Origin of the sequence: Streptomyces sp. NPDC088553 (genome assembly GCF_044752965.1) — a bacterium.
Taxonomy (GTDB): Bacteria; Actinomycetota; Actinomycetes; order Streptomycetales; family Streptomycetaceae; genus Streptomyces.
Map to the genome: position 1 here is coordinate 352,686 of NZ_JBIVMG010000007.1, position 16,559 is coordinate 369,244.

13 protein-coding genes, 1 tRNA gene and 2 pseudogenes are annotated in these 16,559 nt (G+C 70.7%); 12 read left to right on the forward strand and 4 right to left on the reverse strand.

What is annotated here, in order from left to right; all coding sequences use genetic code 11:
• Positions 1-74: 74 nt before the first annotated feature.
• Positions 75-1,109: a Ku protein gene (locus ACIP8Z_RS25450; protein ID WP_402087176.1), complete on the forward strand. Its 1,035-nt coding sequence runs from the start codon at positions 75-77 to the stop codon at positions 1,107-1,109.
• 75 nt (positions 1,110-1,184) lie between these two features.
• Here the strand turns inward: ACIP8Z_RS25450 and ACIP8Z_RS25455 are convergent, their stop codons facing one another.
• Positions 1,185-2,870 carry an AAA family ATPase gene (locus tag ACIP8Z_RS25455; protein ID WP_402087179.1) on the reverse strand — a complete coding sequence of 562 codons (1,686 nt, stop codon included), beginning with the start codon at positions 2,868-2,870 and terminating at the stop codon, positions 1,185-1,187.
• 396 nt (positions 2,871-3,266) lie between these two features.
• Here ACIP8Z_RS25455 and ACIP8Z_RS25460 point away from each other — a divergent pair, with 396 nt between their 5' ends.
• Positions 3,267-3,527 carry a hypothetical protein gene (locus ACIP8Z_RS25460; RefSeq protein WP_402087181.1) on the forward strand — a complete coding sequence of 87 codons (261 nt, stop codon included), beginning with the start codon at positions 3,267-3,269 and terminating at the stop codon, positions 3,525-3,527.
• Between the two features lie 21 nt (positions 3,528-3,548).
• On the opposite strand, the pseudogene ACIP8Z_RS25465 reads toward ACIP8Z_RS25460, so the two are convergent.
• From ACIP8Z_RS25465 to ACIP8Z_RS25475, 3 genes and pseudogenes are all read right to left on the reverse strand, one after another.
• A pseudogene (locus ACIP8Z_RS25465) lies at positions 3,549-3,738 on the reverse strand (YdcF family protein); the annotation flags it as partial.
• 11 nt (positions 3,739-3,749) lie between these two features.
• Positions 3,750-3,913, reverse strand: a pseudogene (locus ACIP8Z_RS25470) (UTRA domain-containing protein); the annotation flags it as partial.
• Positions 3,914-4,188: 275 nt separating this feature from the next.
• Positions 4,189-4,260: transfer RNA gene (locus ACIP8Z_RS25475), tRNA-Arg, on the reverse strand.
• Positions 4,261-4,420: 160 nt separating this feature from the next.
• Here ACIP8Z_RS25475 and ACIP8Z_RS25480 point away from each other — a divergent pair.
• From ACIP8Z_RS25480 to prfA, 10 genes are all read left to right on the forward strand, one after another.
• Positions 4,421-4,903, forward strand: coding sequence for a response regulator (locus tag ACIP8Z_RS25480; protein WP_402087184.1), 483 nt, complete (start codon positions 4,421-4,423; stop codon positions 4,901-4,903).
• A gap of 101 nt (positions 4,904-5,004) precedes the next feature.
• Positions 5,005-6,018, forward strand: coding sequence for an ArgS-related anticodon-binding protein NrtL (nrtL, locus tag ACIP8Z_RS25485; RefSeq protein ID WP_402087187.1), 1,014 nt, complete (start codon positions 5,005-5,007; stop codon positions 6,016-6,018).
• 12 nt (positions 6,019-6,030) lie between these two features.
• Positions 6,031-7,422 (forward strand): diaminopimelate decarboxylase, encoded by a 1,392-nt coding sequence (gene lysA, locus ACIP8Z_RS25490; RefSeq protein WP_402087189.1) that lies wholly within the window; start codon positions 6,031-6,033, stop codon positions 7,420-7,422.
• Between the two features lie 143 nt (positions 7,423-7,565).
• Complete coding sequence (locus ACIP8Z_RS25495; protein ID WP_402087191.1) at positions 7,566-8,858, forward strand: homoserine dehydrogenase; 1,293 nt, start codon at positions 7,566-7,568, stop codon at positions 8,856-8,858.
• Between the two features lie 7 nt (positions 8,859-8,865).
• A complete protein-coding gene (gene thrC / locus ACIP8Z_RS25500) occupies positions 8,866-9,936 on the forward strand; it encodes a threonine synthase (RefSeq protein WP_402087194.1) in 1,071 nt (356 codons plus the stop codon).
• A 309-nt stretch (positions 9,937-10,245) separates the two neighbouring features.
• On the forward strand, positions 10,246-11,163 hold the full coding sequence (gene thrB, locus ACIP8Z_RS25505) for a homoserine kinase (protein WP_030321061.1): 918 nt from the start codon (positions 10,246-10,248) through the stop codon (positions 11,161-11,163).
• A gap of 419 nt (positions 11,164-11,582) precedes the next feature.
• The gene (rho, locus tag ACIP8Z_RS25510; RefSeq protein ID WP_402087197.1) at positions 11,583-13,643 is read left to right on the forward strand and encodes a transcription termination factor Rho; all 2,061 of its coding nucleotides are present in this window, start codon (positions 11,583-11,585) and stop codon (positions 13,641-13,643) included.
• A 205-nt stretch (positions 13,644-13,848) separates the two neighbouring features.
• Positions 13,849-14,946 (forward strand): LCP family protein, encoded by a 1,098-nt coding sequence (locus ACIP8Z_RS25515; protein ID WP_402087200.1) that lies wholly within the window; start codon positions 13,849-13,851, stop codon positions 14,944-14,946.
• A 203-nt stretch (positions 14,947-15,149) separates the two neighbouring features.
• On the forward strand, positions 15,150-15,368 hold the full coding sequence (rpmE, locus tag ACIP8Z_RS25520) for a 50S ribosomal protein L31 (protein ID WP_055599288.1): 219 nt from the start codon (positions 15,150-15,152) through the stop codon (positions 15,366-15,368).
• A gap of 96 nt (positions 15,369-15,464) precedes the next feature.
• Entirely contained in the window at positions 15,465-16,541 is a 1,077-nt protein-coding gene (gene prfA, locus ACIP8Z_RS25525) for a peptide chain release factor 1 (RefSeq protein ID WP_055599287.1), read from the forward strand.
• Positions 16,542-16,559 lie beyond the last annotated feature (18 nt).

Here is a 16,559-nt window from a genome sequence, read left to right on the forward strand (position 1 = left end):
ACGATGAGAATCCCACGATTACGGACAAATCGGGGGCGGCGAAACGTCCTGATCCGACCCGAAGGGAAACACCTGTGCGATCCATCTGGAACGGCGCCATATCCTTCGGCCTGGTCAGCATCCCGATCAAGCTGGTGAACGCCACCGAGAGCCGGTCCGTCTCCTTCCGGCAGATCCACACCGAGGACGGCGGCCGCGTCCGCTACAAGAAGGTGTGCGAGCTCGACGGCGAGGAGGTCCCGCAGGCGGAGATCGGCAAGGCGTACGAGGACGCCGACGGGACCATGATCCCGATCACCGAGGAGGACCTGGCCTCGCTGCCGCTCCCCACCGCGAAGACGATCGAGATCGTCGCCTTCGTGCCGGCCGGTGACATCGACCCGCTGCAGATGGACGCCGCGTACTACCTCTCGGCGAACGGCGTCCCGGCGGCCAAGCCGTACACCCTGCTCCGCGAGGCGCTGAAGCGCAGCGAGAAGGTGGCCGTGGCCAAGTACGCCCTCAGGGGGCGGGAACGCCTGGGGATGCTCCGGGTCGTGGACGACGTGATCGCCATGCACGGCCTGCTCTGGCCGGACGAGATCCGCGCGCCGGAGGGCGTGGCCCCGGAGAACCCGGTGAGCGTACGGGACGCCGAACTCGACCTGGCGGACGCCCTGATGGCCACCCTGGGCGAGGTCGACATGAGCACCCTGCACGACGACTACCGCACGGCGGTCGAGGAGATGATCGCGGCGAAGGCGGAGGGCGGCGAGGGAGTCGCACCCCCGGCCACGGGCGAGGAGCCCGGCGGCGGCCAGGTCATCGACCTGATGGCGGCCCTGGAGAACAGCGTGAGGGCGGCGAAGGAGGCCAGGGGCGAGCAGGGGGAGGCGGAGGTCACCCAGCTGAAGCCACGGGAGCGTACGCCGAAGACGACGGACACGAAGAAGTCCACGTCGAAGACGGCGGCGAAGAAGACGGCGGCGCCGGCGCGCAAGTCGACGGCGAAGACGGCAACGAAGAAGAGCACGACGAAGAGCACGGCGACGAAGAGCACGGCGACGAAGAAGACGACGGCGAAGAAGACGACGACGAAGAAGGCGACGCCACGCAAGCGCACGGCGTGACCGGCGTGAACGGCGTGAACGCTCGAAAACAGTCGGCGGACGCCCGGCAGGCGCCCGGCAACTGGGCGGCTGGTCTCACCGGGAGGGAGGACCGCCGGCGGAACGCAACTCCTCGTACGCGGTGTTGATGTCGGCGACGCGCACGGTGACGAGGTCGTCCCGGCTGGGGGTGGCGTTGCCGCCGTGGGTGTCGTAGAGGCGCAGGTCGCGGGAGGAGGCGGCCTTGCGGCAGAGCTCACGGGCGAGCCGCCCGTTGCCCAGCTGGTCGACGAGCCCGTCCTGCACGACGCTCCGGAAATGGGAGTGGAGGACGGCGGCGGCGTCCTCGTCCACGACGTCGCCCTGGGACTCCAGAACGCCGTGGGCGATCTGGAGGAGTTCCGCCGCCGAGTACGACGGGAAGTCGATCCGCGTACTGAAACGGGAGGTGAGGCCGGGGTTCGTGGAGAGGAGTTCGGCCATCTCGTCCGGGTATCCCGCCAGGATGACGACGAGCCGGTCGCGGTCGTCCTCGGCCCGCTTGAGCAGCACCTGGAGGGCTTCCTTGCCGAAGGCGTCGCCGCCGGAGTAGCCGGTGTTGTGGAGCGCGTAGGCCTCGTCGACGAAGAGGACACCGCCGAGGGCGGAGTCGATGACGGCCTTCGTCTTCATGGCCGAGGACCCGAGGTGTTCGCCCACGAGGTCGACGCGTGAGGTCTCGACGAGCGTCCCCGTCTCCAGCATGCCGAGCCCGGCGAAGATGTCGCCGATGACGCGGGCCACGGTGGTCTTGCCGGTGCCCGGGGGACCGGCGAAGACGAAGTGCTGCGGTCCGGCGGTCGTCGGCAGGCCCTGTTCCCTGCGGACGGTGGCCATCCGCAGCTGGGCCACGAGGGTCCGCACCTGCCGTTTGACCGGTTCGAGCCCGATCATCCGGTCGAGCCGCGCGAGCGCCTCGTCGAGCCGCTGGTCCACGACGGTGGCACTCGCGCCGGAGACGGCCGCCGCCCCCTCCGGGGCAGTGGCGGGAACGGGGACCTGAACGGGAACATGGGCCTGCGCGCGCTGGGCGACGTCGGCGAGGCCGGGGAAGCAGCGGAAGGCGTACTGGAAATGGCGCAGCGCCTCCCGGCCGTCCCCGACGCCCTCGTGGGCGAGCCCGCGCAGGTAGGCGACCTCGCCGTCGAACCGCCCGCCCCGGCCCAGTACGCGGGGGAGGGGCGCCATGGTGTTGAGGACCTCGTGGAAGACACGCTGGCGGGCGAGCGCGTACCCGACGTACAGCTGGGCCTCGTCGCGCAGGAAGGGCGCCTCGATGCCCCGCGAGTACTCCAGGACCAGCGGCCAGTTCTGCTTGAGGTAGGCGTGACGCGTGCAGAGGAAGCGCGTCTCGTCGCAGTCGAGGACGGCGGTGAGGAGCGCGGGCTCGGCCTCGTCGACGTGCCCCGCGGAGAGCTGCTGCGCGATGCCGGCGAGCCAGAGATCGCGCGGGGTCTCCAGCCGGAAGGTGACGTAGACGCCGAGATCGAACCGGGAACGGACGGCCAGCGCGCACGTGTTCCGCAGCGCGCCGAAGGAATGCCGGTACCGCCCCATGGCGTCGACGGCCTCGGCCTGGGACCGCCCGGTGGCGTGGAGCCCCAACCAGGCGTCGGCGGCCGTGGGGTCGTACTCCAGCACCTCGGTGAACCGGACGGCGGCGGCGTCGAACTGCCCCAGCCGAAGCAGCGCGACGCCTTCACGCCACACCCGCTCGACCTTCTTGGCGGTACGCCTGGACACGGACTCTCCCGCCACAGTTCCCCCCGGCCCGGGCCCACCCGGCCGGCCCCGAATCGCTTAGGGCAAAGCGTAATACCGCCCTGATCCCCACACCGCGCCCGCCGCGCCCCAACACCCCGGCACCCACCCGCACACACGACAAGGCCCCGCGCTCAGCGCTTCCACGGATCACGGGGCCTGTCCGTTCGATTCCGAGGGCGAGGAATGTGGCGGGGCTCGGGGCCGACGCACGCCCCGCGATCGGGCTGTCGAGCTGCCCGAATCGTCAGCGTGCCCGGTCCGTTGTGTCCTAGAGTGCGAGCACGGCCGAGACCAGGAAGCGTGAGCCGGCGGCCGAGAGACGTAAGAACGTGGACATCGTCATGCCGATCTTTCAGAAGCGTGGGGGAAGAGTTGGTGGCCGAGGACAAGAAGAAGGACGCCGAGCTACCACCGCTGCTATCCCGGTTCGTGGACGCTGCGGTGTGGGCCAGGACAAACAGTGATCTTGTCTGGGACAGACAAGCGGATGGAAGGTTCCGCGCTGGACTTGTCCTCAAGTTCTCCGCTTCCCAGTCGGTCATGCTGAAGGTCGAGAAGAATCCTGGCAGCCCTCTTGACTGGCAGTTCGGTTCTGCCAAGCCCCTCACCAAGCTGCGCAGGAAGCCTCTACGCTGATACGTGAGCCCGCGGCCCTCTCTTGTGGTGCACGGCCTCGCCGCGGGGCATGCGTTCGCGTGTGTCGCGCCGGTACAGGTCGACTGCGGCGTCGGCCACCCCAAGGTCGTGGCTGCCGAGTCCGATCGCCATCGAGCACGGCCGGCGCGCGGCCCATCTGGTGGTAGTCCCAGAGGCGTTGGGGGTCGGCCCAGTCCTGCGTGAAGACCACCGCTGCGCGGAGACCTTGAAGTCGCACTCCCAGGCGCACGGGTGGCGGCGTGGATGCCGATGGCGAATTCGAATACGGTGCCGTCAGCCGTGTACGTCGTCCGGTGCAGCTCGACCGTGGGTCCACCGGGCGGCTGTTGCAGAAGCCTCACGCCGTCCGCTGTGGGTGTGCGGGCGACGACTGGATGTGCCTGAGGCCCCTGGAATTGTCCCAGGGGCCCCGCCGTTACGCGGCTTGACGTATGCCACGCCCCGTAGCGCCGGATGCCGGCCCTGTGGGCCCCCGCTTCCGCCGGCGCTCACCTGTGGCGACGCCCCCAGGGCCCGTCCACGCCTCGTCCACGGACCGCGACATACGGCCGCTCACCCCGGCATACGCCCGCACATACAACAAGACCCCGCTCTCAGCGTTTCCGCTGATCACGGGGTCTGTGTGGCACTTCCTGCGAAGTGCCCCCGGCAGGATTCGAACCTGCGCACACGGCTCCGGAGGCCGTTGCTCTATCCCCTGAGCTACGGGGGCGTCCGCCGCGTTCGGCGGCGACGGGTAGAACCCTACCAGCTCTGCGGGAGTGGCTGTGAACAGGTATTTCCGGGGTGTCACCAGGGGCGGGGTCCCCCGCACGGGTCAGAAGTGGGCAAAACCCGGACGCGGCCGTTCGGGGCGGCCTACTCTCGTTCGTGTGTCAGGCGTGTCCGGTCGGGTGCTCGTTGTCGACGACAACAAGGTGATCCGGCAGTTGATCAGGGTCAATCTCGAACTCGAGGGGTTCGAGGTCGTGACCGCGGCCGATGGTGCCGAGTGTCTGGATGTCGTACATCGGGTCTGTCCTGATGTCGTCACCCTGGACGTCGTCATGCCCCGCTTGGACGGGATCAAGACGGCAGAGCGGCTGCGGGCCGATCCCCGGACCAGTCACCTCCCCGTCGCGATCATCAGCGCCTGCGGTGAGCACGAGGTGTCCGGCGGGGTCGCCTCCGGCGTCGACGCCTTTCTCGCCAAGCCCTTCGAGCCCGCCGAGCTCGTCCGCGTCGTCCGTCAGCTGATGCACCGCGAGCGGCGCGAGCGGCCCGAGAGGGCCGGGCCCGACGGGGGAGAGGACCCGGCCGCAGTCGACGGCTGCCAGGAGTCCCGACGCGCCGGGAGCACCCACCGCCCCCACTGAGTGCCGTCGGTCGGCCGGCCACCGGGCCCGTCCCCGCCCAGGGTGACCGCATGGCGAAACCGGTTCGCGTTCCGCCCCCCCTCCTCCCCTACGCTTGTCCCGTGACCCCCGCGGACCTCTCCCTCACCGTGCTGCACGCCGTGCGCCGTGCGGTCGACGACGGTGCGCTGCGGGTCGACGTACCCCCGACGGTCAAGGTCGAGCGGGCTCGGCCCGGTGGCGTCGGCGAGTACGCCAGCAACGTCGCCCTCACCCTGGCCCGGTCCGCCGGACGCACCGCCCTCGATGTCGCCGGGATCCTGGAGGAACGCCTCCGTGACGCCCCCGGACTCCAGGCGGTCGACGTCACCGGGCCCGGCTTCCTCAACTTCACCCTTCGGCCCGACGCCGGCGGCGAGCTCGTACGGGCCGTCCGTGAGGCCGGGGACGCGTACGGGAGCGGCACCGCCCTCGCCGGGCTCACCGTCCGCTTCGCCGACCTGACAGAGTCGCGCGCGCTGCTCGTCACCGAGACCGTCGTCCGGCTCCTCCGGAGCCAGGGCGCCGACGCCGGGTTCAGCAGCCAGGACGAGCCGACCGGTGCGCCGCCCCGAGAGTCGACCGGTGAGCCCGTCGGTGAGCGGATTCACGTCCACCCCGGCGCCTACGACCCCGACACCCTCGGTGTCGACGCCGCCCGCTGGGCCCTTCTCCGGCCCGCCCCCCAGGACCGGCCCCTCGACGGGCCTCCCCTTCTCGTCCAGCACGAGCGCAACTCCCTCTTCCGCGTCCGCTACGCCCATTCCCGCGTCCGGCGGCTGCTCGCCAACGCCGCACAGCTCGGATTCGAGCCCGCGTACGAGACCCCCGTCCACGCACCCGAACTTCTCGGCGTCCTCGGCGACCACCCCGTCGCCCTCCTCACCGCCGCCCGCCACCGCGCCCCCGACCGGGTCGCCCGGCACCTGGAAGCCACCGCCGACGCGCTGCTCGCGTTCCAGCACACCGTTCTGCCGCTCGGCGACGAGAAACCCTCGGCCGCCCATCGTTCCCGGCTGGCGCTCGCCGAAGCCGCCGGGACGGTGCTCGCCGGTGGCCTCTCCGTGCTCGGCATCAGCGCACCCGAACGGATTTGAAAGAGTTCAGACATGAGTCGTTCCGCCCATCCCGCAGGCCCTCGCCACGCCGACGTCCTTCCCGAGGGTCACTACACCGCGCCCCCCGCCGACCTCAACGTCCTCGACCCCAAGGTGTGGTCCCGGACCGTCGAGCGGGACGAGCGCGGTGTCGCCACCGTCGGAGGGCTGAGCGTGACCGACCTCGCCGAGGAGTTCGGGACCCCCGCCTACTTCCTCGACGAGAGCGACTTCCGCGCCCGCTGCCGCGCCTGGGCCGAGGCCTTCGGCAAGGACGCCGACGTCTTCTACGCCGGGAAGGCCTTCCTCTCCCGGGCCATCGTGCGGTGGCTCAAGGAAGAGGGGCTGAACCTCGACGTGTGCTCCGGTGGCGAGCTCACCACCGCCCTCTCCGCCGGGATGCCCGCCGAGCGCATCGCCTTCCACGGCAACAACAAGAGCGAGAACGAGATCCGTACGGCCGTCGAGGCCGGCGTGGGGCGGATCGTCCTCGACTCCTTCCAGGAGATCGTGCGCGTCGCGCACATCGCGCAGTCGCTCGGCAAGCGCCAGCGCGTGCAGATCCGCGTGACCGTCGGCGTCGAGGCCCACACGCACGAGTTCATCGCCACCGCGCACGAGGACCAGAAGTTCGGCATCGCGCTCGCCGGCGGACAGGCCGCCGAGGCCGTGCGCAGGGCGCTGAAGCTGGACGGGCTCGAGCTCATCGGCATCCACTCGCACATCGGCTCGCAGATCTTCGACATGGCCGGCTTCGAGGTCTCCGCGCGGCGGGTCGTCCAGCTGCTCGCCGAGGTGCGGGACGAGCACGGTGTCGAGCTGCCCGAGATCGACCTCGGCGGCGGCCTCGGCATCGCGTACACCTCCGAGGACGACCCGCGCGAGCCGCACGAGATCGCCAAGGCGCTGAGCGAGATCGTGACGCGGGAGTGCGAGGCCGCGGGGCTCCGTACGCCTCGCATCTCCGTCGAGCCCGGGCGCGCCATCGTCGGGCCCACCGCCTTCACGCTGTACGAGGTCGGCACCGTCAAGCCGCTCGAAGGGCTGCGCACGTACGTGAGCGTCGACGGCGGCATGTCGGACAACATCCGCACCGCGCTGTACGACGCCGAGTACAGCGTCAGCCTCGTCTCGCGGACCAGCGACGCCGCGCCCATGCTCTCCCGGGTCGTCGGCAAGCACTGCGAGAGCGGCGACATCGTCGTACGGGACGCCTTCCTGCCCTCGGACCTGGCGCCCGGCGACCTCATCGCCGTGCCGGCCACCGGTGCGTACTGCCGCTCCATGGCCAGCAACTACAACCACGCACTCCGGCCGCCCGTCGTCGCCGTCCGCGACGGCGAGGCGCGGGTCATCGTGCGGCGCGAGACGGAGGAAGATCTCCTGCGTCTCGACGTCGGGTGATGAAATAGTCGAGTGATGAAATAGATGTCTCAGGATCCGGACGAGGGGCGGAAACCCCCGTCCGGTGAGTGAGACTGGTTCCACCGTTGAGAACCGCAGAGACTCGAACGTAGAGATACGAAGTAGGACGAGAAAGAGGTCGGATGATGCGTACGCGTCCGCTGAAGGTGGCGCTGCTGGGCTGTGGAGTGGTCGGCTCAGAGGTGGCGCGCATCATGACGACGCACGCCGACGACCTCGCCGCGCGCATCGGCGCCCCGGTCGAGCTCGCCGGCGTGGCGGTCCGCCGCCCGGACAAGGTCCGCGAGGGCATCCCCGCGGAGCTGATCACCACCGACGCCACCGCCCTCGTGAAACGGGGGGACATCGACGTGATCGTCGAGGTCATCGGCGGGGTCGAGCCGGCCCGCACCCTCATCACCACCGCCTTCGAGCACGGCGCCTCCGTCGTCTCGGCGAACAAGGCGCTGCTCGCCCAGGACGGCGCGAACCTGTACGCCGCCGCCCAGGAGCACGGCCAGGACCTCTACTACGAGGCCGCCGTCGCCGGCGCCATCCCGCTCATCCGCCCGCTGCGCGAGTCCCTCGCCGGCGACAAGATCAACCGCGTGATGGGCATCGTCAACGGCACGACCAACTTCATCCTCGACAAGATGGACACCTCCGGGGCCGGCTACTCCGAGGCGCTCGACGAGGCCACCGCCCTCGGGTACGCCGAGGCCGACCCGACCGCCGACGTCGAGGGCTTCGACGCCGCCGCCAAGGCCGCCATCCTCGCCGGGATCGCCTTCCACACGCGCGTGCGCCTCGACGACGTCTACCGCGAGGGCATGACCGAGGTCACCGCCGCCGACTTCGCCTCCGCCAAGCAGATGGGCTGCACCATCAAGCTGCTCGCCATCTGCGAGCGCGCCGCCGACGGCGCGTCCGTCACCGCGCGCGTGCACCCGGCGATGATCCCGCTCAGCCACCCGCTGGCCTCCGTCCGCGAGGCGTACAACGCGGTCTTCGTCGAGGCCGACGCCGCCGGGCAGCTCATGTTCTACGGCCCCGGCGCCGGCGGCGCTCCGACCGCGTCGGCCGTCCTCGGCGACCTCGTCGCCGTGTGCCGCAACAAGCTCAACGAGGCCAACGGCCCCGGCGAGTCCGCGTACACCCAGCTGCCCGTGAGCCCCATGGGCGACGTGGTGACGCGGTACCACATCAGCCTCGACGTGGCCGACAAGCCGGGCGTCCTCGCCCAGGTCGCGACGGTCTTCGCCGAGCACGGCGTATCCATCGATACGGTGCGCCAGCAGGGCAAGGACGGCGAGGCCTCCCTCGTCGTCGTCACCCACCGCGCGCCCGACGCCGCCCTTTCGGGGACCGTCGAGGCGCTGCGCAAGCTCGACACCGTGCGCGGTGTCGCCAGCATCATGCGTGTTGAAGGGGAGTAAAGGACCCATGACCCACAAGGGCACCCACCAGTGGCGCGGCATCATCGAGGAGTACCGGGACCGCCTTCCGGTCACGGACACGACGCCCGTCGTCACGCTCCGTGAGGGCGGCACGCCGCTCGTACCCGCTCAGGTCCTCTCCGAGCGCACGGGCTGCGAGGTGCACCTCAAGGTCGAGGGCGCCAACCCCACCGGCTCCTTCAAGGACCGGGGCATGACCATGGCCATCAGCAAGGCCAAGGAGGAGGGGGCGAAGGCCGTCATCTGCGCCTCCACCGGCAACACCTCCGCCTCCGCCGCGGCCTACGCGGTGCGCGCCGGCATGGTCTCGGCCGTCCTCGTGCCGCAGGGCAAGATCGCGCTGGGCAAGATGGGCCAGGCCCTCGTGCACGGCGCGAAGATCCTCCAGGTCGACGGCAACTTCGACGACTGCCTGACCCTGGCCCGCAGCCTCTCCGAGAACTACCCGGTGGCGCTGGTCAATTCGGTCAACCCGGTCCGCATCGAGGGCCAGAAGACCGCCGCCTTCGAGATCGTGGACATGCTGGGCGACGCGCCCGACATCCACGTCCTGCCCGTGGGCAACGCCGGCAACATCACGGCGTACTGGAAGGGGTACCGCGAGTACGCCGCGGACGGTCTCGCGACGCACCGCCCGCGCATGTGGGGCTTCCAGGCCTCCGGTTCGGCCCCGCTGGTCCGCGGCGAGGTCGTCAAGGACCCGTCGACGATCGCCACCGCGATCCGCATCGGCAACCCGGCCTCGTGGGACTACGCGATCGCCGCGCGCGACGAGTCGGGCGGCTTCATCGACGAGGTGACGGACCGTGAGATCCTCCAGGCCTACCGCCTGTTGGCCGCGCAGGAGGGCGTCTTCGTCGAGCCCGCGTCGGCGGCCTCGGTCGCCGGTCTCCTGAAGGCCGCCGCCCAGGGCAAGGTCGACCCGGGCCAGCGGATCGTCTGCACGGTCACCGGCAACGGGCTCAAGGACCCCGACTGGGCCGTCGCCGGCGCCCCGCAGCCGGTCACCGTTCCGGTCGACGCGGCCGCCGCCGCCGAACGCCTCGGTCTGGCCTGATCCTCACCCCTCCGCGCGGGGAAACGTGCTGATCGAAACCCGATCAGGAACGTACATAGGCGCACAGGTTGGCTCGCGACACGCATCGTGCGCCTCCTGTGCGCCCTATGTCGCGGCAGAACCTTCCTTCGATAGGCTGTACCGAACCCGCCCCGACGCATATGCGCGGTGTCGTTGCCGTCGTCGCCTCCGTGGCTGAAACGGCCCCCGGGTTCCCCGTACTTCTCTTGAAACACCCGCCGAAACACCCTCTGAAACACCCGCTGTTCCAGAACAACCCGTTGTCGCAATCAAGGAGATCATCGAGCGATGGCCGGTCCAGCGTTCCGCGCCGCCGCCGTACGGGTGCGCGTCCCCGCCACCAGCGCCAATCTCGGTCCGGGCTTCGACGCCTTCGGCCTGTCGCTGGGCCTCTACGACGACGTCGTCGTCCGTGTCGCCGACTCCGGCCTGCACGTCGACATCGCCGGTGAAGGCGCCGAGACGCTCCCGCGCGACGAGAGCCACCTGCTCGTACGCTCCCTGCGCACCGCCTTCGACCTGCTCGGCGGGCAGCCGCGCGGCCTCGAGGTCGTCTGCGCCAACCGCATCCCGCACGGCCGCGGCCTCGGCTCCTCCTCCGCCGCCATCTGCGCCGGCATCGTCGCCGCCCGCGCCGTGACCATAGGCGGGGACGCCAAGCTCGACGAGGCCGCCCTCCTGGAGCTGGCCACCGAGATCGAGGGGCACCCCGACAACGTCGCCGCATGTCTGCTCGGCGGATTCACGCTCGCCTGGACCGAGTCCGGTGCCGCGCGGGCGATCAGGATGGATCCCTCGGATTCCATCGTTCCGGTGGTTTTCGTCCCCGGGAAGCCGGTGCTGACCGAGACCGCCCGCGGACTCCTGCCGCGCACCGTCCCGCACGTGGACGCCGCGGCCAACGCCGGGCGCGCCGCGCTCCTCGTCGAGGCCCTGACCCGCCGCCCCGAGCTGCTGCTCGCGGCCACCGAGGACCGGCTGCACCAGGAGTACCGGGCTCCCGCGATGCCCGACAGCATCGCCCTGGTGAACCGGCTGCGGGCGGACGGCGTCCCCGCGGTCATCTCCGGCGCGGGCCCCACGGTCCTCGCGCTGGCCGAACACGGGACGGCCGACAAGGTCGCCCGCCTCGCGGGCGAGGGCTGGGCCGCGAACCGGCTCGACCTCGACGCGTCCGGAGCGAGCGTCCTTCCGCTGGCGCCCTAGGCGCACGGCGGCCGGACGCCGGGCAGCGTCCGGGACAGGAGATTGCCGGTGAGGGAGAGGGGGAATGTTTGTTGGAGCCGGTAGTGTTAACCTCAAGTCAGCACCCGGCGCCTTTGTGGCGCGGTGCTGAGTGTCCCCATCAGGGACCACCGATTCTTCCGGGAGCCTCCCCAACTGCCTGAGCAGCCTGCCTGAGCAGTTTCGAGCACGCTCCGGAACCGGCACGACACCCCTCGCTCTTCTTTCCTCGCGAGGGCCGAGCAGGGGGCGCTCGGGCCGGACCCCAGCACGTTTTCTCTCCGCCGTACCCGGCGGGACCACCGCCCCGGACACGGTCCACCCAACACGGGACCGCTGCCGGACAGCACAACCGGTCGCCGAGCCAGATGGCCGACGTCCGCTCCAGGGAAGGACCCTTCGTGAGCGACACCACCGATCTGATGGGCGTGACTGCCGACAGCAGTGTCGACGCCGCCGCGCCCGCCGCAGGTGCTGCCACCGGCGGCACCGCACGGCGCCGCCGCTCCGGCACCGGCCTCGAGGGCATGGTCCTGGCCGAGCTGCAGCAGGTCGCGTCCGGCCTCGGCATCAGGGGCACCGCGCGGATGCGCAAGAGCCAGCTGATCGAGGTCATCAAGGAGGCGCAGGCCGGTGGCGGCTCCGCCGCCCCCGCCAAGGCCGCCGACGCCGCCGAGACCAAGCCGAAGCGCCGCACGACCGCCAAGGCCCGTACGGGTGAGACCGCTGCCGAGGCCGCCGAGCCCAAGGCCGAGAAGGCCGAGAAGGCCGTCGCCCAGCAGCAGATCGACATCCCGGGCCAGCCGGCCTCCGACGACCAGCCCGCGGGCGAGCGTCGTCGCCGCCGCGCCACCGCCCCCGCCGGTTCGCCGGAGGGCGAGGCCAAGGCCGAGGCCGCGCAGGCCGTCAAGACCGAGACCCGCACCGAGGCCAAGGCCGACGCGGGCACCGACACCAAGGCCGAGGCCGCCGTCGACGGCGCCGAGGGCCGTGGCCGCCGTGACCGCGGCGAGCGTGGCGAGCGCGGGGAGCGTGGCGAGCGCCGCGACCGCCGTGACCGTCAGCGTGACCGCGGCAAGGGCGACGAGCAGGGTGGTGGCCAGGGCGGCCAGCGCCAGCGCCAGGGCGGTCAGGGCCAGGGCCAGGGTCAGGGCCAGCAGGTCCAGGGCCAGGGTCAGCAGGGCGGCCAGCAGGCCGGCCCGCAGGACGACTACGACGACGAGGCCGGCGGCCGCCGCGGGCGTCGCGGCCGCTACCGCGACCGCCGCGGGCGTCGCGGCCGTGACGACTTCCAGGCCGGCGAGCCGCAGGTCGCCGACGACGACGTCCTGATCCCCGTCGCGGGCATCCTCGACATCCTCGACAACTACGCCTTCATCCGGACCTCCGGCTACCTGCCCGGTCCGAACGACGTGTACGTCTCCCTCGCCCAGGTCCGCAAGAACGGCCTGCGCAAGGGTGACCACGTCACCGGCGCCGTGCGCCAGCCGAAGGAGGGCGAGCGCCGCGAGAAGTTCAACGCGCTGGTCCGCCTGGACTCGGCGAACGGCATGGCCGCCGACTCCGGCCGCGGCCGCCCCGAGTTCAACAAGCTGACCCCGCTCTACCCGCAGGACCGGCTCCGTCTGGAGACCGACCCGGGCGTGCTGACCACGCGGATCATCGACCTCGTGTCGCCGATCGGCAAGGGCCAGCGCGGTCTGATCGTGGCCCCGCCGAAGACCGGCAAGACCATGATCATGCAGGCGATCGCCAACGCGATCACGCACAACAACCCCGAGTGCCACCTGATGGTCGTCCTGGTCGACGAGCGTCCGGAAGAGGTCACCGACATGCAGCGGTCGGTCAAGGGCGAGGTCATCTCCTCGACCTTCGACCGTCCGGCCGAGGACCACACCACCGTCGCCGAGCTGGCCATCGAGCGCGCCAAGCGCCTCGTGGAGCTGGGTCACGACGTGGTCGTCCTGCTCGACTCGATCACCCGCCTGGGCCGCGCGTACAACCTCGCGGCGCCGGCCTCCGGCCGCATCCTGTCCGGTGGTGTCGACTCGACCGCGCTCTACCCGCCGAAGCGCTTCTTCGGTGCGGCGCGCAACATCGAGGACGGCGGCTCGCTGACCATCCTGGCCACCGCGCTGGTCGACACCGGCTCGCGCATGGACGAGGTGATCTTCGAGGAGTTCAAGGGCACCGGCAACATGGAGCTCAAGCTCGACCGGAAGCTCGCCGACAAGCGCATCTTCCCGGCCGTCGACGTCGACGCCTCGGGTACGCGTAAGGAAGAGATCCTGCTCGGCAGCGACGAGCTCGCCGTCACCTGGAAGCTGCGTCGCGTGCTGCACGCGCTCGACCAGCAGCAGGCGATCGAGCTGCTCCTCGACAAGATGAAGCAGACGAAGTCGAACGGCGAGTTCCTGCTCCAGATCCAGAAGACGACGCCGGGCGGCAAGAACGACGACTGACGTGAGACCTGCGTCACGCGACGAAAGCCGGACCCTGGGTCCGTAACCCCGTCGTGACCTGCGTGAACCACCGCGCCCACCGTGCCCCGCACGGTGGGCGCGGTGCTGTCCCGGCCCGCGCTCACCGAAACCTCACAGGCCCGTATGCAACCCTTTCGGACGCATCACCGTCACATATGGTGAATCTAGGGCCCTAGGGATGGCGATGACCGAGCAGAGCAAGAGCGGCCGAATAGGCGGCGCGGGAAACGGGCGCCGCCGCAAGCAGCCCGCCAGGCGCAGCCGCAAGGCGGCCGTGCTGGTCTCCGGCGCCCTCGCCGTCCTCGTCCTCGGCGGCGCGGGCCTCGGATACGTCTACTTCAAGCTGGACGGCAACCTCGAGACCGTCGACATCAACGCGCAGCTGGGCACCGACCGCCCCGACGACGTCGACAACGGCTCCATGGACATCCTGGTCCTCGGCTCGGACTCCCGCTCCGGCGACAACGGCGCCTACGGCAAGGACGAGGGCGGCGCCCGCTCCGACACCGCGATGGTCGTCCACGTCTACGAGGGCCACAAGAAGGCCAGCGTGGTCTCCATCCCCCGCGACACCCTCATCGACCGGCCGAGGTGCACCGACGCGCAGGGCGCCGCCGTCGCCGCCGAGCGACGGGCCATGTTCAACACGGCGTACGAGGTCGGCGGCCCCGCCTGCGCCGTCAAGACCGTCGAGTCGATCTCCGGCATCCGCATGGACCACTACATCGAGGTCGACTTCACCGGCTTCAAGAAGCTCATCGACAAGCTCGGCGGCGTGGAGATCACCACCACCACCGCCATCAAGGACAGCAAGAGCCACCTCGACCTCGAACCGGGCACCCACACCCTCGACGGCGAGCAGTCCCTCGGCCTCGTGCGGACCCGCAAGAGCGTCGGCGACGGCAGTGACCTCGGCCGCATCCAGCTCCAGCAGGCCTTCATGAAGGCCTTCATGAACCAGGTCAAGGACGTCGGTGTCCTCACCAACCCGAAGAAGCTCCTCGACCTCGCCGACGCCGCCACCAAGGCCATCACCCCCGACTCCGAACTCGACTCGGTCCAGGAACTGATGGGCTTCGCCAAGAGCCTCACCGGCATCGGCTCCCAGAACGTCCACATGGTCACCCTGCCCGTCGAGTACGACCCCCGGGACCCCAACCGCGTCGTGCCCCTTGAGGCCCAGTCGCGGCAGGTCTGGACGGCCCTGCGGAAGGACCTGCCGATCCCCGCCTCGGCGACGAAGGACGCGGCCACAGGCCAGGCCGACGGCATCGTGAAGTAGCGCCGCGGGCGCCGTGGGGCAGCGGCGCGGGCGTCCTGGAGAAGCACGTCCACCCGCCGCCCGAAGGGGCTCAGGAATACTTTCGCCGCGACCCCGGTTTGGGGAGATGCGGCCGGTCCTGGCAGACTGGTACGTCGGCCCCGGTTCACGTTTGCCGCGACCCGCGGAAGCGACCCGGAGCCCTCCCGAAACTAGGAGACACCTTGAAGCGCGAGATTCACCCCGAGTACGTCGAGACCCAGGTCAGCTGCACCTGCGGCGCGTCGTTCACCACCCGGAGCACCCTGACCGACGGCACCATCCGTGCCGAGGTCTGCTCCGAGTGCCACCCGTTCTACACGGGCAAGCAGAAGATCCTCGACACCGGCGGCCGCGTCGCCCGCTTCGAGGCCCGCTTCGGCAAGGCCGGCTCCGCCAAGTAGCGAGCCCCTGCGCCGGTCCACGGTCGCCCCGCGCGGGTGGCCGGGACCGGCGCTTTGCCGTCCCGTAGCAACTGACGAAAAACCCAGGAGCCCCCGATGTTCGAGGCGGTCGAGGAACTGGTCGGCGAGCATGCCGGCCTCGAGACGAAGCTCGCAGACCCTTCGGTCCACGCCGACCAGGCGAACGCGCGCAAGCTGAACAAGCGCTACGCCGAGCTGACCCCGATCGTCGCCACCTACCGGGCCTGGAAGCAGACCGGTGACGACATCGAGACCGCCCGCGAGCTGGCACACGACGATCCCGACTTCGCCGCCGAGGTCAAGCAGCTGGAGAAGGACCGGGAGGAGCTCACCGAGAAGCTCCGTCTGCTCCTCGTCCCGCGCGACCCGAGCGACGACAAGGACGTCATCCTGGAGATCAAGGCGGGCGCGGGCGGCGACGAGTCCGCCCTCTTCGCCGGCGACCTGCTCCGCATGTACCTCCGGTACGCCGAGCGCGTCGGCTGGAAGACCGAGATCATCGACGCCACCGAGTCCGAGCTGGGCGGCTACAAGGACGTCCAGGTCGCCGTGAAGACCAAGGGCGGCAACGGCGCCACCGAGCCCGGCCAGGGCGTCTGGGCCCGCCTGAAGTACGAGGGCGGGGTGCACCGCGTGCAGCGCGTGCCCGCGACCGAGTCCGCCGGCCGCATCCACACCTCCGCCGCCGGCGTCCTCGTCACGCCCGAGGCCGAGGAGGTCGAGGTCGAGGTCCACGCCAACGACCTGCGCATCGACGTCTACCGCTCGTCGGGCCCCGGCGGCCAGTCGGTCAACACCACCGACTCCGCCGTCCGCATCACCCACCTGCCGACCGGCATCGTCGCCTCCTGCCAGAACGAGAAGAGCCAGCTCCAGAACAAGGAGCAGGCCATGCGTATCCTGCGGTCCAGGCTGCTCGCCGCCGCGCAGGAGGAGGCCGAGTCCAAGGCCGCCGACGCCCGTCGCAGCCAGGTCCGCACCGTCGACCGGTCCGAGAAGATCCGTACGTACAACTTCCCCGAGAACCGGATCTCGGACCACCGCGTCGGCTTCAAGGCGTACAACCTCGACCAGGTGCTCGACGGCGACCTGGACGCGATGATCCAGGCGTGCGTCGACGCCGACTCGGCCGCCAAGCTCGCCGCGGCGTAAGTGGCGTCAGTTCCGTAA